The organism is Streptomyces sp. NBC_01241 (assembly GCF_041435435.1).
In the GTDB taxonomy this organism is placed as follows: Bacteria; Actinomycetota; Actinomycetes; order Streptomycetales; family Streptomycetaceae; genus Streptomyces.
Window position 1 is genome coordinate 3,293,442 of record NZ_CP108494.1, and the last position, 17,328, is coordinate 3,310,769.

The 17,328-nt window shown below is 68.4% G+C and carries 17 protein-coding genes and 2 pseudogenes; 9 read left to right on the top strand and 10 right to left on the bottom strand.

Annotated features, from left to right (window positions below; translation table 11 throughout):
* The first annotated feature begins 30 nt into the window (after nt 1-30).
* From OG306_RS14325 to OG306_RS14330, 3 genes and pseudogenes are all read left to right on the top strand, one after another.
* Complete coding sequence (locus OG306_RS14325) at nt 31-1,335, top strand: LCP family protein (protein ID WP_266746564.1); 1,305 nt, start codon at nt 31-33, stop codon at nt 1,333-1,335.
* 268 nt (nt 1,336-1,603) lie between these two features.
* A pseudogene (locus OG306_RS40915) lies at nt 1,604-1,873 on the top strand (IS5 family transposase); the annotation flags it as partial.
* A 39-nt stretch (nt 1,874-1,912) separates the two neighbouring features.
* Complete coding sequence (locus OG306_RS14330; protein ID WP_266746565.1) at nt 1,913-2,344, top strand: ankyrin repeat domain-containing protein; 432 nt, start codon at nt 1,913-1,915, stop codon at nt 2,342-2,344.
* 46 nt (nt 2,345-2,390) lie between these two features.
* Here the strand turns inward: OG306_RS14330 and OG306_RS14335 are convergent, their stop codons facing one another.
* From OG306_RS14335 to OG306_RS14345, 3 genes and pseudogenes are all read right to left on the bottom strand, one after another.
* Nucleotides 2,391-2,657, bottom strand: coding sequence for a DUF397 domain-containing protein (locus tag OG306_RS14335; protein WP_371665353.1), 267 nt, complete (start codon nt 2,655-2,657; stop codon nt 2,391-2,393).
* A gap of 52 nt (nt 2,658-2,709) precedes the next feature.
* Nucleotides 2,710-2,919 carry a DUF397 domain-containing protein gene (locus OG306_RS14340; protein WP_371665354.1) on the bottom strand — a complete coding sequence of 70 codons (210 nt, stop codon included), beginning with the start codon at nt 2,917-2,919 and terminating at the stop codon, nt 2,710-2,712.
* Nucleotides 2,916-3,794: pseudogene (locus OG306_RS14345) on the bottom strand (helix-turn-helix domain-containing protein). Before OG306_RS14345 ends, OG306_RS14340 begins: the two are co-directional and overlap by 4 nt.
* Before the next feature lie 163 nt (nt 3,795-3,957).
* Between OG306_RS14345 and OG306_RS14350 the strand changes: the two are divergent.
* The 3 genes from OG306_RS14350 to OG306_RS14360 all read left to right on the top strand — a co-directional run bounded on the left by OG306_RS14350 (nt 3,958) and on the right by OG306_RS14360 (nt 6,600).
* The gene (locus OG306_RS14350) at nt 3,958-4,392 is read left to right on the top strand and encodes an ATP-binding protein (RefSeq protein ID WP_266746567.1); all 435 of its coding nucleotides are present in this window, start codon (nt 3,958-3,960) and stop codon (nt 4,390-4,392) included.
* A 281-nt stretch (nt 4,393-4,673) separates the two neighbouring features.
* On the top strand, nt 4,674-5,696 hold the full coding sequence (locus OG306_RS14355) for a helix-turn-helix domain-containing protein (protein ID WP_266746568.1): 1,023 nt from the start codon (nt 4,674-4,676) through the stop codon (nt 5,694-5,696).
* A gap of 31 nt (nt 5,697-5,727) precedes the next feature.
* On the top strand, nt 5,728-6,600 hold the full coding sequence (locus OG306_RS14360) for a hypothetical protein (protein ID WP_266746569.1): 873 nt from the start codon (nt 5,728-5,730) through the stop codon (nt 6,598-6,600).
* A 158-nt stretch (nt 6,601-6,758) separates the two neighbouring features.
* Here the strand turns inward: OG306_RS14360 and OG306_RS14365 are convergent, their stop codons facing one another.
* The 6 genes from OG306_RS14365 to OG306_RS14390 form a co-directional block, all read right to left on the bottom strand.
* Entirely contained in the window at nt 6,759-7,004 is a 246-nt protein-coding gene (locus OG306_RS14365; protein WP_266746570.1) for a hypothetical protein, read from the bottom strand.
* 373 nt (nt 7,005-7,377) lie between these two features.
* The gene (locus OG306_RS14370) at nt 7,378-10,386 is read right to left on the bottom strand and encodes a carboxypeptidase regulatory-like domain-containing protein (RefSeq protein ID WP_371665355.1); all 3,009 of its coding nucleotides are present in this window, start codon (nt 10,384-10,386) and stop codon (nt 7,378-7,380) included.
* A gap of 435 nt (nt 10,387-10,821) precedes the next feature.
* A complete protein-coding gene (locus OG306_RS14375) occupies nt 10,822-11,265 on the bottom strand; it encodes a tail fiber domain-containing protein (protein ID WP_266906459.1) in 444 nt (147 codons plus the stop codon).
* Nucleotides 11,253-11,468 (bottom strand): hypothetical protein, encoded by a 216-nt coding sequence (locus OG306_RS14380; protein ID WP_432762234.1) that lies wholly within the window; start codon nt 11,466-11,468, stop codon nt 11,253-11,255. Before OG306_RS14380 ends, OG306_RS14375 begins: the two co-directional genes overlap by 13 nt.
* 328 nt (nt 11,469-11,796) lie before the next feature.
* Nucleotides 11,797-12,006: a DUF397 domain-containing protein gene (locus OG306_RS14385; protein WP_266746574.1), complete on the bottom strand. Its 210-nt coding sequence runs from the start codon at nt 12,004-12,006 to the stop codon at nt 11,797-11,799.
* On the bottom strand, nt 12,003-12,881 hold the full coding sequence (locus OG306_RS14390; protein WP_371665357.1) for a helix-turn-helix domain-containing protein: 879 nt from the start codon (nt 12,879-12,881) through the stop codon (nt 12,003-12,005). Before OG306_RS14390 ends, OG306_RS14385 begins: the two co-directional genes overlap by 4 nt.
* Before the next feature lie 163 nt (nt 12,882-13,044).
* Between OG306_RS14390 and OG306_RS14395 the strand changes: the two genes are divergently transcribed.
* Complete coding sequence (locus OG306_RS14395; RefSeq protein ID WP_266746575.1) at nt 13,045-13,482, top strand: ATP-binding protein; 438 nt, start codon at nt 13,045-13,047, stop codon at nt 13,480-13,482.
* 454 nt (nt 13,483-13,936) lie between these two features.
* Entirely contained in the window at nt 13,937-14,791 is an 855-nt protein-coding gene (locus OG306_RS14400) for a helix-turn-helix domain-containing protein (protein ID WP_266906455.1), read from the top strand.
* 99 nt (nt 14,792-14,890) lie between these two features.
* On the opposite strand, the gene OG306_RS14405 is transcribed toward OG306_RS14400, so the two are convergent.
* Nucleotides 14,891-15,106: a hypothetical protein gene (locus tag OG306_RS14405; protein ID WP_266906453.1), complete on the bottom strand. Its 216-nt coding sequence runs from the start codon at nt 15,104-15,106 to the stop codon at nt 14,891-14,893.
* 168 nt (nt 15,107-15,274) lie between these two features.
* Here OG306_RS14405 and OG306_RS14410 point away from each other — a divergent pair, with 168 nt between their 5' ends.
* Nucleotides 15,275-17,191, top strand: coding sequence for a LamG-like jellyroll fold domain-containing protein (locus tag OG306_RS14410; protein ID WP_266906451.1), 1,917 nt, complete (start codon nt 15,275-15,277; stop codon nt 17,189-17,191).
* The last annotated feature ends 137 nt before the right edge of the window (nt 17,192-17,328 follow it).

The window sequence follows — 17,328 nt, forward strand, 5'->3', positions numbered from 1 at the left end:
GCGGCACACCCGGCCTGCACACTGGATCGCATGAACGATTGGCCCGAGGGCTGGACCGACGACAACCGCAGCGGCAACCGCTACGGGCAGGGCAGCGACAGCGACCGGCCCGAGGGCGCCCGCGTGATGCGGAACGTCCAACGGCGTCCCGCGCCGCCGCAGCAGTACCCCGCGCCGCCCCGGCAGCGGCAGCCGGAGCAGCAGCAGTACTCCGGCGGCTACGACGGCAACGCAGGGTACGACAACGGTTACAACACGGGCCAGGTCTACGGCGGCGGTGGCAACGGCGGCGGCCGGGGCAACGGCTACGGTGGCGGCGGCCGGGGTGACGGCGGTTACGTCCAGGGGCGCCCCGCGCCCAACTGGGGCCGCCGAATAAAGATAGGCACACTGTCCCTGGTCGTCGTGGTGCTCGCGGTCTCCATCGGCACGTACTTCTGGGCCGACTCCAAGCTCAAGCGCGAGGTGGACCTCTCCAAGGTCATCGAGCGGCCGAAGGCCGGCGACGGCACCAACTACCTGATCGTCGGTTCCGACAGCCGCGAGGGCATGACGGCCGAGGACAAGAAGAAGCTCCACACGGGCTCCGCCGCGGGCAAGCGAACCGACTCGATGATGATCCTGCACGACGGGTCGAACGGGCCGACGCTCGTCTCCCTGCCCCGTGACTCCAACGTCGAGATCCCCTCGTTCAAGGGCTCCGACTCCGGCAAGCTCTACCCGGGCCGCGGCCGCTTCACCAAGCTGAACGCCGCGTACGCCATGGACGGTCCCGAACTCCTCGTCCGTACTGTCGAGTTCAACACCGGACTGCACATCGACCACTACGTCGAGATCGGCTTCGGCGGCTTCGCCCAGATCGTGGACGCGATCGGCGGGGTGGAGCTGGACATCCCCAAGGCGTTCAAGGACAAGAAGTCCGGCGCCGACTTCAAGGCGGGCAAGCAGACCCTGAACGGCGAGCAGTCGCTGGCCTTCGTCCGCACCCGGTACGCGTTCGCGGGCAGCGACCTGGACCGTACGAAGAACCAGCAGAAGTTCCTCGCGGCGCTGGCCAGCCAGACGGCGACGCCGTCCACGATCCTCAACCCGTTCAAGCTGTACCCGACGATGGGCGCCGGCCTGGACACCCTGATCGTGGACAAGGACATGTCGCTCTGGTCCCTGGCGCAGATGTTCTTCGCCATGAAGGGCGTCACCGGCGGTGACGGCACGTCGATGAACATGCCGATCTCGGGCTCCACCGGCGGCAATCTGGTCTGGGACAAGGCCAAGGTCAAGCAGCTGGTGGACCAGCTCAACAACGACGAGAAGGTCACCGTCACCGGTAACTGACGGCAGACGGATGCAGGGCCCGGACGGTTCGCCGTCCGGGCCTTTCCGTTGCTCCGGCGCCCCCATTTGACGGTCGGTCATAAGCTTCCCGGAGGGGTTGGCAGCGCGGCGCACTCGCCCGCGGCCGAGGGACGAGCACAGGAGTGCCATCGATGACGGACGCGACCGTAGACACCGCACGGACCGGAACCGGAACCGAGGACGAGCCGGCCGTACCGGCTCATGGCCAGCTCGTCACCGTAAGGAACCGCCCCTGGGTCGTCACCGCGCCTCCCTCAAAAACCGCGCCTACCTGCGCAGACGCGGCATACGCTGCACCATCCCGGACAAGGTCGATCAGACCCGCAACCGAAAAAAACTCGGCTCCCGCGGTGGCCGCCCGCCGAGGTTCGACCCGGAGGATTACAAGGCGCGACATGCGGTTGAGTGCGGCATCAATCGTCTCAAAAGGCACCGCGTCGTGGCCACGAGGTACGACAAACTCGCGGTCCGCTACGAGGTGACCGTCCTGGTTGCAGCCATCAACGAGTGGCTGTGACCGAGCCCTTCGCTCATCTCCTGGCTAGTCTGAGCGATTGTGAACAGACGGCAGCAGAAGAAACTGTCAAAGCGTCTCGTAGAGGCGGCGACATTCGGCGACACCACTCAGATCAACGCTCTACTAAGAACCGGGGCCTGCCCGGAGGCCGGCAATACCGAGGGCACCACGCCTCTATACGCCGCATCAGTCAACGGAGCCGCCGACAACGTCCTCTGTCTACTGGCAGCCGGGGCCTTGCCCAACACCGAAAGCGGACGCGGCACGGAAGGCACGCCCCTTTGCGCGGCTGCATGCTGGGGCCATACCGAAACGGTGCGTGCACTCCTCACCCACGGCGCCGATCCCAATCTCCACGAAGATCACGGCATGGGCCGTTCGCCGCTTCAATGGGCGATGACCGGGCCCTACCCCGAGACGATCGCCGTGCTTCTCGCGGCAGGTGCCCGACCACACGACCCAGCCACGTGACCCATCCCGTAATCCCAGGTCTCGCCATCCACTTTCGACACACGCCCTAACAGCAGCGTACCCCCGGACCGACATCGACCAGGCCCGGGGCGCCAGTTGGTTGCGGGTCAGCCGGACGCGTACATAACGAACTGGGCCCACGCGCCCGGCGCGAACCCGAGCAGCGGCCCCGCACGTTCTTGGAATCGCGCACGTGCACCGCACCGGGGGGTGTCGCCACCTCAACGCAGTCGTTGTCATCGCCACTGCTGCTGTAGCTGCTCTTGAACCGCTCCAGCTCCGAGACCTCCTCGGCAGAGGATTTGTGGATCACGTCTCGCCCAGCGCTTGCTCGATGAAGCCCAACGACTCCCCTGGCGTAATGGTCAGCCCTCAGAGGCGTACGTCACGAAGGCTGCCCAGGTCGTCAGCGTGAAGCCGAGTTGCTGACCAAACACGTTCTTGGAGTCGCGCACGTGGACCAACCCCGGGGTGGCTGCGACCTCCACGCATTCGCTGCCGTCGCTGCTGTCGCTGTAGCTGCTCTTGAACCACTTCAGCCGGGAAGCGTCTCCAGCCGAGGTCTCACTGCTCATGTCTCTCCCAGCACTTGCTCAATGAAGGCCAGTGACTCCCGTGGAGTGAGAGCCTGGGCCCGGATGATGCCATAGCGCAGCTCCAGGATTCGGATCTGCTTCGGATCGGAAACCGGGCGGGCGGCGAACGCTCCATCGGAGCGCCCCACCGCCGAACCGTCCCCGAACTTCAGCAGCTGAACGTCTCCGTCCACCCCCGCGTGATCCTCACGGTCAGTCGGCATCACTTGGATCTCGACGTTCCGCAACTCTCCGATTTCCAGGAAGCGTTCGAGCTGTCGACGCAACACCATCTTGCCTCCGATGGGGCGTCGGAGCATCACTTCTTCCTGGACGAAACTCAAAGCCGGGGCGGGCGAGCGTCCGAAGATGGACTACCTGGCCATGCGCGCGGCCACTGCGAGGTCCACCTCATCCTGCGAGTACGCGGGCCGCCGCATCTCGAACAGAGCTTGCGCGTACTCTGCCGTCTGCAACAACCCGTGCGGGGTTCGGCTTTTGTACGCCGCAAGCTCGACAGCCTTTTCCTCCAGCTTCGCCAGATCCCGAACCTTCTTCGGGTAACGGACCTCCGCCACATCCCGCTTCATCGCCGCGAGCTTTCCGCCCGCTCCCAGTACCTCGTCCGCCCGGTCCAGGAACTCGGGCCGGGGGATGCGGCGCCCGCCCTCCACCTTGTAGACCAGGTCCTCCCCGTACCCGATCGCGGCCCCGAACTCGCCGGCCCGCAGCCCCGCCGACTCCCGCCACGCCTTGATCTGACGGCCCACCGCAGCGACCACCGCAACCCCCGACTCGTCGTCGGGATCGACGTCCCAGCCGGGCTCGTCCGCTCTGCCGTCGCCGCGCTCCGTACCGGTCTCATCCACGCTCATCCGTGCCCCACTTCCGACGTGCATGCCGTTCTTGCTCAACCCTGGTCGTCCCCAGCACGTCACCCCGGACAGCCGGGACAGCACTGGACAAGCACGGGACAATCACCGTACGTAAGGGGCTCGTCGCTATTCACGGTACGCAGACGCGGCCACGCTGAGTGACGTGACGCAAGAAATCACCCGAACCGAACATTCCGCTCCCACCCGGCAGTTCACGGTGCTGCTCTCCCCCACCCGCCGGGGTGCGCGGCTCGCCCGGCTGCTCGCCACCGCGCATCTATGCGATTGGGGGCTCCCCACGGAGTCAGCCGCGCACATCGTCGCCGAGCTGGCCACGAACGCCGCCGTCCATGGCCGCGTACCGGGCCGGGACTTCCGACTGGGCCTCACCGTCCACCGCGACGCACTCCTGCGGATCGAGGTGACCGATACCCGGGGCGAGCAACTACCTCCCACGCCCGGCACCACGTCCTCCGCCGACGACGCGGAATCCGGGCGCGGCCTCCTCATCGTCGAGGCACTCGCCGACCGCTGGGGCATCGACGCCGGGCCCGTCCCTCGCAAGACGATCTGGGCCGAACTCAGCCTTGTACCGTGACCGTCTTCACCGGGTCGCGGACAGCCACGACCCGGTGAGCCACGTCGCCGCGTCCCACGACACATAAAGCTTTAAAGAACCTGGGGAAATCACCCTCCCCACCCAAACCCGACCCCATCCCGGCCCCGTCACTCGCGCGGGTGACATAGGGCAACTGGGCTGGATTTCATATGGGTTGCCAGGCATATGCTCGCCGCGACAACTACAGACCTGCGACGGCCCCCGACGAGACGCCAATCTCGACCGAGGGCCTGACCACCGAGGAAGAAGAGACCTTCCCGATGGATACCCAGCAGATTACCGCGCCCCCGTGCGCCCCGTCCCCCGCCTCCGGGGACGCCACACCGTCATCCGGTGTCGTCCACATCAACTTCCGGCATGTCGCAGGCTTCACGGTCATCGGCAACCACCTCGCCCAGCACCGCGGCCTCTCCCTCGTCGCGATCGGGCTCGCCGTACACATCCAGTCGCTCCCCGCCGGAGCCAAGATCGGCATCAAACACCTCGCCGACCGCTTCCCGGAGAGCGAGACCCGCATCGCCGCCGCCCTGCGCGAACTCGAAGCCACCGGCTACCTCCACCGCAGCCGCGTACGCCTCCCCGACGGCCGCATCGTCACCCACACCATCTCCTACAACCAGCCCGGCACCGACCCGGCCACCGTCACCACACCTCAGCCACGAACCAGGCTCAGCAAACCGGCCCCGCTGCCCCCACCACCGCCACGCGAGCCCGCTCCCGAACCGGAACCCACCCAGGCACCACAACCGCCCGCACCGCAGCCGGCGCCCGCACCACGACCCGTGCCCGCACCGTGCCCCGTTCCCGCATCGCAGCCCGCGCCCGCACCCGTCCTCCTCGTACCAGCCCCCACCGCGCGCAAGGCACCACCCCCACCGCTCCCCCAGCCGCAGTCACCCACCCCGGAACTCCACCGCTCCGCAGCCGCGCTCCTCGCCGACCTGCGTCGCCACACACCCCAACTCACCCTCTCCGAGAACGACATCCACGCCCTCACCCCCGGCGTCGCCACCTGGCTCGAACGCGACGCCCACCCCGACACCATCCGCCACACCCTCACCACCGGCCTCCCAGTCCCCCTCAAACACCCTGCCAAGCTCCTCCGCCACCGGATCACGACACTCCTGCCACCCCCGCTGCCCGGAGCCCGGGACCTCACCCCCGCACGCCCTGGCGTCATCGTCATCCCCCTCCAGAACTGCGACAACTGCGACCGCGCCTTCCGCTCCCGCCACCCCGGCCACTGCCACGACTGCCGGACAGACCTCCACACAGCCGCCTGACGGAAACGCCACCCAACCCGAACGGACGTACATGGTCAGCTCGCCCCACGAGGCAATGCACCGCATCTTCCAGGAGTACCCCGGTCTCTTCTCCCGCGTCTCCGAAGTACTCGGAGTCGACATCCCGCCACCCTCCTCAGCCACCGCTCTGCCCACCGACCTCACCGAAACCCGGCCCCTCGAACGCCGGGTAGACACCCTCCTGCGCATCGACACAGAGCACGACGGGCCCTTCCTCCTCGCCATCGAAGCCCAGGGCAAGAAGGACCCGGCCAAGACCGCCAGCTGGCCGTACTACGTCGCCTACCTCAACAACAGATACAGGCTGCCCATCCTGCTGCTGGTCGTCTGCCAGGACCGAGCCACCGCCGAATGGGCCGCACGCCCCATCTCCATCGGCCTCCGCCAATGGCAGACACTCGCGCTGAATCCCCTCGTCGCCGGCCCGCACAACATGCCCGTCATCACCGATGTGGCCGAAGCCCGCAAAGACCTCGCACTCGCCACCCTGGCCGCCATCACACACGCCGACAATCCGGACGTCGGTGCCATACTGAAAACCCTGTCCGCCGCACTGCGGGACACACCGGAAACCATCGCCGACCCCATCGTCGAACTCATCGCACAGGGCCTGGGCAACCGCCCGGCCGCACAACAGTGGAGGAACCTGGTGGCCGTGGACCTTTCTTTCTACAAGTCGCCCCTCTCGGAAGAAATCCGGGACGAAGGCCGCGCAGAAGGCCGAGCCGAAGGACTCCTGCTCATCCTCGACGTGCGCGGTATCGCCATCACCGACGAGACCCGCGAGAAGATCAACGGCTGCGACGACCCTCAGCTTCTGCACCAGTGGCTCAACCGCGCCACCACCGCCGCCTCCGCCGAGGAACTCTTCGCCGAGGAGTAGCCCCACCCCGGTGGATCCCGGTGGCCGCGCCCTTGCTGTCCGCAGGCCCGCATCCCGTTCACGGCTCCCCGCACGTCCGAGGGCCGGAGCAGGACGCGGTGCGTCGGGGCCGTCACCGGACCTACTGACCACCCTCGCGCATATAGGGGGGCGGTCATTCACTCGGATACATGGCGTACGGCGAACGACCGGATGTTCTCCATCCGCGGGGCGTTCCCCAGGACCGTGAGGTCTCCTCGCTCTATCACTTCGTCGCCCCGGCGGTGCGCCTCGGCGGCCTTGCTGTAGTCGTGGTGGTCCAGCGTCATCCTGACCCGGCGCAGCCGGCCGTCGTCCCGGTCCTCGACGGATCCGGCGACGGTGACGGCCCCCGGCCCGGAGGGAAACTCCCGGTGGAGCCGCACTGCGCAGGAACCGGTAACGGGCGAGCTGCGGAATGTTCTCCTTGGCCTCGGAGTCTGCCCAGCCCTCGGCGTCGTCGGCGCCGAGCGCGGTGAACAGGTCGGTGAGTGTGGTGATGTCGGTCACGAGAAGGGAAGCTACGCCGCGGCGCCGCAGAGCCGGGCCGCCCTCGGCCGCAAGTGCTCTACCGGAGGAGAAGCTCCACACCATGGACCATCCGCCTGAACGATCTGCTCCCCTCCGCCGCTGCGCGCAGGTCCACGAGGCTGACGTGAGGACGACGCGCCCGGTAGCCGGTGTCCGTCGGTTGGGGGCTGAGCGCGGCGCGCGGGCCGGCCCCGAGGGGCCGGCCCGCGCTGTTTCACGGGAACAGGGTCACGAGGCCTTCTTCAGCGTGAAGTCGCCGGTCGTCGTCTCCCCCTTCTTGAGCTTCACAGTGGTGACCACCGGCTTGTAGCCGTCCTTGGCCACGATCACGGTGACCGGGTTGTTGCGGGTGTCGAACCACAGGGCGAAGGTGCCGTCCTTGGCGGTCCGCAGCGTGTAGCTGTTCGCCCAGGTGTCGATCTGGACGGTCGCCCCGGCCAGTGGCGCGGTGCCGCCCTTGCCGTCGGCGCCGAGCACGGTGCCGGCGTACTTGCCCCAGGTCTTCGGCGGGTTGACGTGCATCTTCACGTCGACCGGGATGCCGGCGTACGGGGTGTCGGTCTGGACGGTCAGCGCCGCGGTGTAGTCGCCGGGCTGGGTGACCTCGGGGACCGTGGCGTCCAGGCCGACGGTGATCGTGGCGCTCTCCCCGGGCTGGAGCGTCACCTTGTCCTTGCTCGTGGACAGCCAGCTGACGTCCGAGGACTCGCCGCCCTGGTCGTAGCCGGGCAGCGCCTCGACGGTGGCCACCGGCGGTGTCGAGCTGCCGCCGGGGTTGCCGCCGACCTTGTAGAAGCCGGAGGCACCACCCACACGGTAGACGCTGGTGTTGGCGTTGGGCAGGGCGGTCCAGCTGCCGGTGCCCGGGTCGAAGGCGTAGCCCTGGTTGGTGATGGCGGCGCTGTCGTTGACGACACCGCTGGAGACCAGCAGCATGCCGTTGCCCACGCCGTACGCCGAACCCCACAGGTCGGCGGGCATGTCGGCGACGGACGACCAGCTGTCGGCGCCCGGGTCGTAGACGTAGGCGTGCTTGGTCGAACCGTTGTCGCTGCTGCCACCGGCGCAGTAGAGCTTGCCGCCGATGCCGCCGCAGGACTGCCAGGAGATCGGCTCCGGGTACGAGGCGATCTGGGACCAGCTGTCCGACGACGGGTCGTAGACCGTGGCGTCCGTGGTGCCACAGCTGCTGGTGCAGCCGCCGACGACATACAGCTTGCCGTCGAGCACCGCGCTGCCCGAACCGGCGTACGGCTTGGGCGAGGACGCCTTGGTGGACCAGCTGTTCGACGCCGGGTCGTAGACCTCCAGCTTGGCGTCGGGGTCGCCGTCGCCTCCCCAGCCGCCGACCACGTACAGCTTGCCGCCGATGAAGCCGTGGGCCGGGTTGCCCTCGCGGGTGTCGGCCGCGGAGGCCAGCTTGGTCCAGGAGCCGCTGTCGGGGTCGTAGGCGTACAGCGCGTTGGTGTCCTCGCTGCCTGTGTAGCCGAAGGCGGAGTAGACCTTGCCGCCGTAGACGGCGACCGCGTTGTCCTGCACAGTGGTCGGCAGGTTGGCCACCGGCTGCCAGGCGTCACCGGCCGCGTTGGCCGCCGGAGCCGCATCCGAGGTCTTGCCCTTGCCGAGGGCCAGCGGGGAGTAGTTGCCCTTCACCAGGTTGAGCGGCGCGCCGCCCTTGAGCTGCTGGGTGAAGCCGCCCGGCTGCTCGCCCAGGGTGAGGCTGGCAGGCGCACCGCCGGTGTTCTTCACCGTCAGGTTCTGGGTGGCCTTCTTGCCCCAGTCGACCGTCTTGTCGATCGAGCCGGGGGTGAACGCCAGCTTGCCGGCCTTCAGGCTGAAGTTCGCCTTGTTGACGCTGTCCGGCGCCACCTTCACCGACTTGTCCAGGTCGGCGTAGTGCGACTTGGAGGCGGTGAAGGTGTGGCTGCCGGTCTTGGAGGTGAACATCCAGTAGAAGCCGTCGCCGAGCGCCGGGTCGTCCGGGGTGGCCGCGGTGATGGCCTTTTCCTGCGAGGCGTCGGTGTTGACGACAGTGGCGCCGACGACGCCGTCGTCGGTGTTGGCGTCCTTCACGGTACCGGCCACCAGGCCACCGTTGACAGGCTCGTAGGTCTTCTTGCCCACGAACACGTTGTCGAGTTCCCACCAGTAGCCGTAGCTACCCGTGAAGTGGAACCGCAGCTGCACGCCGGGCTTCCCGGCGTAGTCGGTCAGGGGAAGCTCGACATGGGCAGGGCCGGTCACGGTGGTGGTGCGGTTCCAGATGTTGGTCCAGGTCGCACCGCCGTCAGTGCTGACGTCGATGTTGCCGGTCTGGTTGCTGAAGCTCTTGTAGTCGGTGTCGAACTCCAGTTGCGGGCTGTCGTTGCCGGTCAGGTCGATGACCGGCGTGATCAGCGAACTGTCCTGCTTTTTGCCGCTGCCGATCTTGTCACTGTCGACCATGGCGAAGGCGCCGGAACCACCGGTCTTGTTACCCCGCTTACCGAAGTCGTCGAAGGACCAGCCGCCGGTGGTGCCGTCGGCGTTGACCACGCTCCAGCCCTCGGGGGCGCCGGCGGTGGAGTCGAAGGGCTCGGTCGGGCCGGACCGCTTGACCTGGTAACCGGGCGCCGTGGCCGCCTGGACGTCCACCGGGACCGCCACGTTCACGGTCTGCGCCGCGTCATCCACGGTCACCTGCTTGGTGACCGCCTCGTAGCCGGGGTACACGGAGGTGAAGCGCAGGGTGTAGTCGGCGCCCTGCGGCAGGTCGACGCTGTACGCGCCGGTGTACGGGTCGGTGAAGACCGGGGCGCCGGGCACGTCATCGATGGTGATCTTCGTGTAGAGCGGCCAACCGTGGCCGGAGCTGTCGGTCACCTTACCGGTCACGGTCTGCCGGGCCACCGCGTCCAGCGCGAAGTCCATCGTGACCGTGCCATCGTCGACGGCGACGCCGTGGGCCTTCTTGGGCTCGTACCCGTAGGCGTACGCGGCCATGTTGTAAGTGTCCGGCGGCAACGTCAGGTTGTAGTGCCCCTGGGCGTCGGTGGTCGACCGGTAGATGCCGGCTACGACGGAGGCGCCGGAAAGCGCCTTGCCGGAGCTGTCGGTGACGGCGCCGGAGATCTCGCCGTGCGAGCCGACGCGGGGGGCGGCGAGACCGCTCCCGGGATGTGTCGCGGTGGCGACGGTGCCCGGAGCGGCTGCCTCGGCGCCGGTGGCAGCCTGGGCGGCGGGTAAGCCCGCAGCCATGACTGCAACGGCCGCCGCGGTGAAGGCGGCCAGTCGCGCGGAGATCCTCCGCGCGGCCGGTCTGGAATGCCTAGAAGTGCGCAATGTGTGACTCCCATGCAGCTGAGCTGGGGTCGACCCGTGCGCTGGTTCTCGGTCGACAGCAGATGGGTTCATCCGCCGGGACAACTAAACATGGTCGCCATGTTCTCGACAAGACCACCATCGCGGATACACGATCTACCATGGATCCGCACATTTGTGATGATGCATCAGCTTCGGCCCGGCAGTCCTGGCTCGGACACCAGGGAGCAAGTAACCCGCCGGAACGTTCTGGAGTTCACCGACGGCGGCGGACGGCCGGATCGTGCTCGGCGATGTGTCGGGCGACAGCGCCGCGTCATCCCATCCGCAACCGCTGCACCCAGCCACAGCAAGGTGCAGCAGTTGAGACGATCAGACCCGCGGGGTCTCCGCACCAGGTGCGTGTGCTGCCGGTTCGACCCTCTGCGCCCGGAGTTCCCTGACCTCGGCCTGAAGATCGGTGAGTTGCCGGTGAAGTGCCTGAATCGCCACGATGGCGACGCCGTTGGCATCGGTGCAGCAGATCGTCTTGTCGTCGGCTCCCAGGCCGAGGTGGGCCCGCCAGTCCTGTGCCATCGGCCCCAGGTGGCGCACTTCGTCGTCCTCCCACCGGTACCGCCATGTGCTTACCGGCAGACGGACCACTCGGGCAAGGACGTCGAACCCGTTCACGCCGTCACCCGCCTCGGCGACTGTTTCCCCGGAGGCTGTGGACGTCATTCCGGCGGGGCTGGGTGTGTCGGGGTGCAGGCGCGCCCGGTAGGCCCGAATGCCGGCGGTCCGGGCGCGGTGGAGGCGTTCGGTCAGCGATCCCATCGCACCGGGCTCACATTGGTCTTTACGGCCCGGTCGGAGAACAGCAGACTGCCCAGCGGAACCCACTGAACCGAGGCCCCGGGGTCGTTGTCGGCCGGGGCGGTGCTGTGCTCCACCGCCCGCACCTGCGCGGGCTCCGCGGCCTCGGCACCCGAGGCTGCGCCCAGGCACACCGACACGGCGGCGATCGCAGCGGAGGACACTGCGGCAAGTCGGGTAGCTGCGGTAAGAGACATGAAGCACGCTCCGGGGTAGTCAGAGATCAGATCAACCAAGCAACGACACCGCCCCCCTTCGGTCACGAGCAGCACGACCAGACATTGACCAGACCCAGCCGACGAAGCACCCAGCGCCAGGAAACGGCAGCGACCAAGCCCTCGGAACCTACCGACGGGTTACTTGCCCCCTGGTGTCCGAGCGGGGACTACCGGACTGTTGACCGGGGGCCTGGCTGGGGAGTTGCAAGGTTCTTCTGACAGCAGCGCGCCCCGCCCCGGCATCAACCAGGCGCGGGGCGCAAGTACGTGTGGATCAGTGACGGGCGGCGTGCGAGACGAAACCCGCCCACGCGCCCGCACCGAAGGCGAGCCGGGGCCCCGGCAGGTTCTTTGAGTCGCGGACGTGCACCGCGCCTGGGGTGGTCGCGACCTCGACGCATTCATTGCTGTTGCTGCTGTCGCTGTAGCTGCTCTTGAACCACTCCAGCCGGGAAGCGTCTCCGGCAGAGGTCTCGCTGATCATGTCTCTCCCAGCACTTGCTCGATGAAGGCCAGCGACTCCCGAGGCGTGAGAGCCTGAGCCCGGATGATCCCACACCGCAGCTCAACGATCCGGAGATACTTCGGGTCAGAGACCGGGCGACTGCCGAAGTCTCCCTCGGAGCACCCCACCGCCGAGCCGTCCCTGAACTTCAGCACCTGCATCTCGCCGCCCATTCCGGCGTGATCGTCGCGGCCGGTCGGCATCACCTGGATCTCGACGTTCCGCAACTGCCCCACTTCCAAAAGGCGTTCAAGCTGTCGGCGCAACACCATTCTGCCCCCAAGGTGGCGCCGCAGTGTCACCTCTTCCTGGACGAAGCTGAGCTCCGGGCCAGGCGAGCGGTCAAAGATGGACTGCCGGGCTACACGAGCAGCCACCAGCCTCTCCACCTCATCCTGCGAGAACGCGGGCCGCCGCATCCCGAACAGCGCCCGCGCATACTCCTCCGTCTGCAACAGACCGTGAAGGTTGTGGCTCCCGTACGCCGAGAGTTCGACCGCCTGCGCCTCCAGCTTCGCAAGCTCCCGGATCTTCTTCGGGTACCGGACCTCCGCCACATCCCGCTTCATCGCCGCGAGCTTCCCGCCCGCCCGCAGCACCTCGTCCGCCCTGTCCAGGAACTCCGGACGAGGGATGCGCCGCCCGCCCTCCACCTTGTAGACCAGGTCCTCCCCGCACCCGATCGCGGTCCCGAACTCGCCGGCCCGCAGCCCCGCCGACTCCCGCCACGCCTTGATCTGGCGGCCCACCGCAGCGACCACCGCCACCCCCGACTCGTCGTCAGGATCGACGTCCCAGCCGGGCTCGTCCGCTCCGTAGTCCCCGCGCCCCGTACCAGCCTCATCCACGCTCATCCGTGCCCCACTTCCGATGTGCATGCCGTTCTTGCTCAACCCTGCTCGTCCCCAGCACGTCACCCCGGACAGCCGGGACAGCACTGGACAAGCGCGGGACAATCACCGTACGTAAGCGGCTCGTCGCTATTCACGGTACGCAGACGCGGCCACGCTGAGTGACGTGACTCAAGAAATCACCCGAACCGAACACTCCGCTCCCACCCGGCAGTTCACGGTGCTGCTCTCCCCCACCCGCCGGGGCGCGCGACTTGCCCGCCTGCTCGCCACGGCTCATCTCGGGGATTGGGGGCTCCCCTCGGAGTCAGCCGCGCACATCGTCGCCGAGTTGGCCACGAACGCCACCGTCCATGGCCGCGTAAGGGGCCGGGACTTCCAACTGAGCCTCATCGTCCACCGCGACGCACTCCTGCGGATCGAGGTGACCGATACCCGGGGCGAGCAACTACCTCCCACGCCCGGCACCACGTCCGCCCCCGCCGACGACGCGGAATCAGGGCGCGGCCTCCTCATCGTCGAGGCCCTCGCCGACCGCTGGGGCATCGACCTCGGGCCCGTCCCGCGCAAGACGATCTGGGCCGAACTCGGCCTCGCACCGTGACCACCTTCACCGGGTCGCGGACACCCACGACCCGGTGCACCACGTCGCCGCGCCCCACGACACATAAAGCTTTGAAGAACCTGAGGAAATCACCCTCCCCACCCAAACCCGACCCCATCCCGGCCCCGTCACTCGCCCGGGTGACATATGGCAACTGGGCTGGATTTCATACGGGTTGGCTGGCATATGCTCGCCGCGACAACTACAGACATGCGACGGCCCCCGACGAGATTGCAGTCTCGACCGAGGGCCTGACCACCGAGGAAGTTCGGAGCTTCCCGATGGATACCCAGCAGATTACCGCGCCCCGTGCGCCCCGTCCCCCGTACCTGGGGACGCCACACCGTCATCCGGTGTCATCCACATCAACTTCCGGCACGCCGCAGGCTTCACCGTCATCGGCAACCACCTCGCCCAGCACCGCGGCCTCTCCCTCGTCGCGATCGGGCTCGCCGTGCACATCCAGTCGCTCCCCGCCGGAGCCAAGATCGGCATCAAACACCTCGCCGAACGCTTCCCGGAGAGCGAGACCCGCATCGCCGCCGCCCTGCGCGAACTCGAAGCCACCGGCTACCTCCACCGCAGCCGCGTACGCCTCCCCGACGGCCGCATCGTCACCCGCACCATCTCCTACAACCAGCCCGGCGCCGACCCAGCCACCGTCACCACACCTCAGCCACGAACCAGGCCCCGCAAACCGGAAGCCCCGCTGCCCCCACCACCGCCACGCGAGCCCGCTCCCGAACCGGAGCCCACCCGGGAGCCACAACCACCCGCACCGCAACCGGTAGCCGCACCACGGCCCATGCCCGCACCGCACCCGGCGCCCGCACCCGTCCTCGTACCAGCCCCCACCACACGCAAGGCACCACCCCCACCGCTCCCCCAACCGCAGTCACCCACCCCGGAACTCCACCGCTCCGCAGCCGCACTCCTCGCCGACCTGCGCCGCCACACACCCCAACTCACCCTCTCCGAGACCGACATCCACACCCTCACCCCCGGCGTCGCCACCTGGCTCGAACGCGACGCCCACCCCGACACCATCCGCCACACCCTCACCACCGACCTCCCAGTCCCCCTCAAACACCCGGCCAAGCTCCTCCGCCACCGGATCACAACACTCCTGCCACCCCCGCTGCCCGAAGCCCAGGACCTCACACCCGCACGCCCCGGCGTCATCGTCATCCCCCTCCAGAACTGCGACCGCTGCGACCGCGCCTTCCGCTCCCGCCACCCCGGCCACTGCCGCGACTGCCGGACAGAGGATGTGTCGCGGGGCAGCGCCGGCCTGGGGTACGCCGCATGACAGTCCCCGATAGCACGCGCTTCGGAGCTGTACCCGCCCGCGAAGCCACCTCCGCAAACTCCCCGAACCGGAAGCCACGGGTCTGGACAGGGAATCAGCTCAGCCGAGAGACCAGCCCTGCGTGCGCAGCATTCCCCGCCAGCGTTCCTGAACCGGGCGGGCCCACTGCGTCTCCGCGCCGAGGGCATAGGCGACGAGGCCGTCGACAGGGTGCGCGTGAGGCTCGAAGCCGTAGCCCTGGACAGCGTGAGTGAGCTCCCTCAGCGCGGCAACCGCTGCCGGGCGGGAGAACGGGTCCCCACTGGAGATGATCATGTCGTCCGAGTAGCAGCCCCACCGCCTCACCTCCCCACCGCGGGCCCCGAAGCGGGCAATTCATGGAGTCTTCGCCCGGATGTCGCCCTTACGGGCCATTCCTCCCCCGGTCCCGCGGCTAGCTTGCAGACGATCACCCCCCGACGATCGTCCTCCGCGGAGACACTCATGTGCAGCCCCCTCCACCAGCCCGACGGACCACTCCTGCCCGACGCCGGGCGTCGTACGTTCCTGCGGGCCGCCGCGCTCACCGGTGCCGCCGCCGCGGCCACGGGGCTCGTGTCCGCCACCCCCGCCGCGGCTCTCCCCCAGCAGAACGCCGGTGCCGCCACGGCCGGTTGGCGACCCGATCCGGAGAGCCCCCGGTTCACGCTCGTCGTCATGCCCGACACCCAGTACCTCTTCGACGGGGCGAGCATCAACAAGGCCCCGGTCGAGGCGTCGTTGCGTTACGTCCTCGATCACGGGCGCGACGAGAACATCGTCTTCCTGTCCCATCTGGGCGACCTCACCGAGAGCGGCCAGGCAGGCGAATTCGCGGCGATCGGCGAGGCGTTCGAGCTGCTCGACCGGCGGCGGGTCGGCTACAGCGTCGTCGCGGGCAACCACGACATCGAGTCGTCCACCGACGACCGGCGCGGCCGCACCCCATACCTGGACACCTTCGGCCCGCAGCGGATGCGGCGCCTGCCGACGTTCGGCGGGGCGACCCCGGACGGCTACAACACGTACCACCTGTTCCGCGCCGCCGGCCGCGAGTGGCTGGTGCTGGCGCTCGACTGGCGGCCGTCGGCGGCCGGGCTCGCCTGGGCGAAGGACGTCATCGCCCAGCACCCGGACACGCCCGTCATCCTCACCACCCACGAGCTGGTGTACGCGAACGCGGACGGCGACGAGGCCGAACTCTCCGGCCACGGAAAGCATCTGTGGGACAAGCTGATAGCCGGGCACGACCAGATCTTCCTCACCCTCAACGGCCACTACTGGCCCGCCGGGCGCACCACCCGTAAGAACACCGCGGGCAACGACGTCCATCTGCACATCACCAACTACCAGAACCGCTACTACGGCGGCGGCGCCATGATCCGCCTCTACCGCTTCGACCTGGCCAGGAACACCATCGACGTGGAGACGATCTCCCCGTGGGTCCTCGGCCGCGCGGGCGAGAGGCTCAACGACCTGGAGCGCGGCGAGATCGAACTGACCGGTCCGCAGGACCGCTTCGCCGTCCCCATCGACTTCGAGAAGCGCTTCGCGGGCTTCGCGCCCGTGCCCGTGCGCGGCCCCCGCCCGGCGAAGCAGCTGCTGATACCGGGCACCGTCGCCTACTGGCGCTTCGACTCCCCTTCACACCAGGACGGTTCTGCCGCCGACGCCGGCCTGCGCGTCCCCGACCTGTCCGGGTACCGCAACGACCTGGTGCGCGAAGCCGTCCCCGGCAGTGCACCCGACGCGCTGCGCTGGTCCACCGCCCACCACCCCGACCAGCCCGGTCACGGCAGCCTCTACTTCGACGGCTCGAAGCCGCCGCTGCGGGGCGCGTATCTGCGTACGGAGAACAACGCACCGCTCAACACCAAGACGTTCAGGTCCGGTTACACCATCGAGGCCTTCCTCCGCCTCCCCGCCGACTGGGACGCCCGACGCAACGCCTGGGGCGCCGTGCTCAGCCGCGGCGGCACGCTCGGGGCGGCCGGCAAGACCTCCGGCGACCCGGAGGAGCCCGTCGCCACCCTCTCCGTATCGGACGGCCCCGGGCTCCAGTGGGCGGCGGCGCCGCTGAACCAGCCGGGGGTCGTCACCAACTGGAGCCATGAGCTGCTGCGTGAGCGATGGTGGCATGTGGCGATCGTCAACGACGAGAAGCACACGACGATGTACGTCGACGGCTGCACAGTCGCCCGCAACCCCGCCACCCGCACCACCGGTCTCGCCACCCTGGGCCTGCCCTGGCTGCTCGGCGCCTACGAGTACGGAGGCAGGCTCGACCAGTTGATGCACGGCTGGCTCGGCGACATCCGGATCGTCGAACGTCCCCTGCACGTGCGGGACTTCATGACGGCCCCGACTCCGCCGCCCCACTGACCGGGCGGTCAGTTGATGACAACCTGACCAGCGGTCATTATGTACGTGTAGCCCTTCACGCATCCCCCGTCGTGAAGGGCTACACCCCTATTGCAGTGCATGCCCCTTTTGCCCGCGCCGACGGAGACCCGGCGGCC

Excerpts from the sequence above, each read along its gene's own strand:
- OG306_RS14385 (WP_266746574.1), bottom strand. The coding sequence starts at position 12,006 with ATGATCAGCGAGACCTCTGCCGGAGACGCTTCCCGGCTGGAGTGGTTC.
- OG306_RS14370 (WP_371665355.1), bottom strand. The coding sequence starts at position 10,386 with ATGGCTGCGGGCTTACCCGCCGCCCAGGCTGCCACCGGCGCCGAGGCA.
- OG306_RS14355 (WP_266746568.1), top strand. The coding sequence starts at position 4,674 with ATGGATACCCAGCAGATTACCGCGCCCCCGTGCGCCCCGTCCCCCGCC.
- OG306_RS14340 (WP_371665354.1), bottom strand. The coding sequence starts at position 2,919 with ATGAGCAGTGAGACCTCGGCTGGAGACGCTTCCCGGCTGAAGTGGTTC.
- OG306_RS14405 (WP_266906453.1), bottom strand. The coding sequence starts at position 15,106 with ATGATCATCTCCAGTGGGGACCCGTTCTCCCGCCCGGCAGCGGTTGCC.
- OG306_RS14375 (WP_266906459.1), bottom strand. The coding sequence starts at position 11,265 with ATGGGATCGCTGACCGAACGCCTCCACCGCGCCCGGACCGCCGGCATT.
- OG306_RS14325 (WP_266746564.1), top strand. The coding sequence starts at position 31 with ATGAACGATTGGCCCGAGGGCTGGACCGACGACAACCGCAGCGGCAAC.
- OG306_RS14410 (WP_266906451.1), top strand. The coding sequence starts at position 15,275 with ATGTGCAGCCCCCTCCACCAGCCCGACGGACCACTCCTGCCCGACGCC.
- OG306_RS14360 (WP_266746569.1), top strand. The coding sequence starts at position 5,728 with ATGGTCAGCTCGCCCCACGAGGCAATGCACCGCATCTTCCAGGAGTAC.
- OG306_RS14390 (WP_371665357.1), bottom strand. The coding sequence starts at position 12,881 with ATGAGCGTGGATGAGGCTGGTACGGGGCGCGGGGACTACGGAGCGGAC.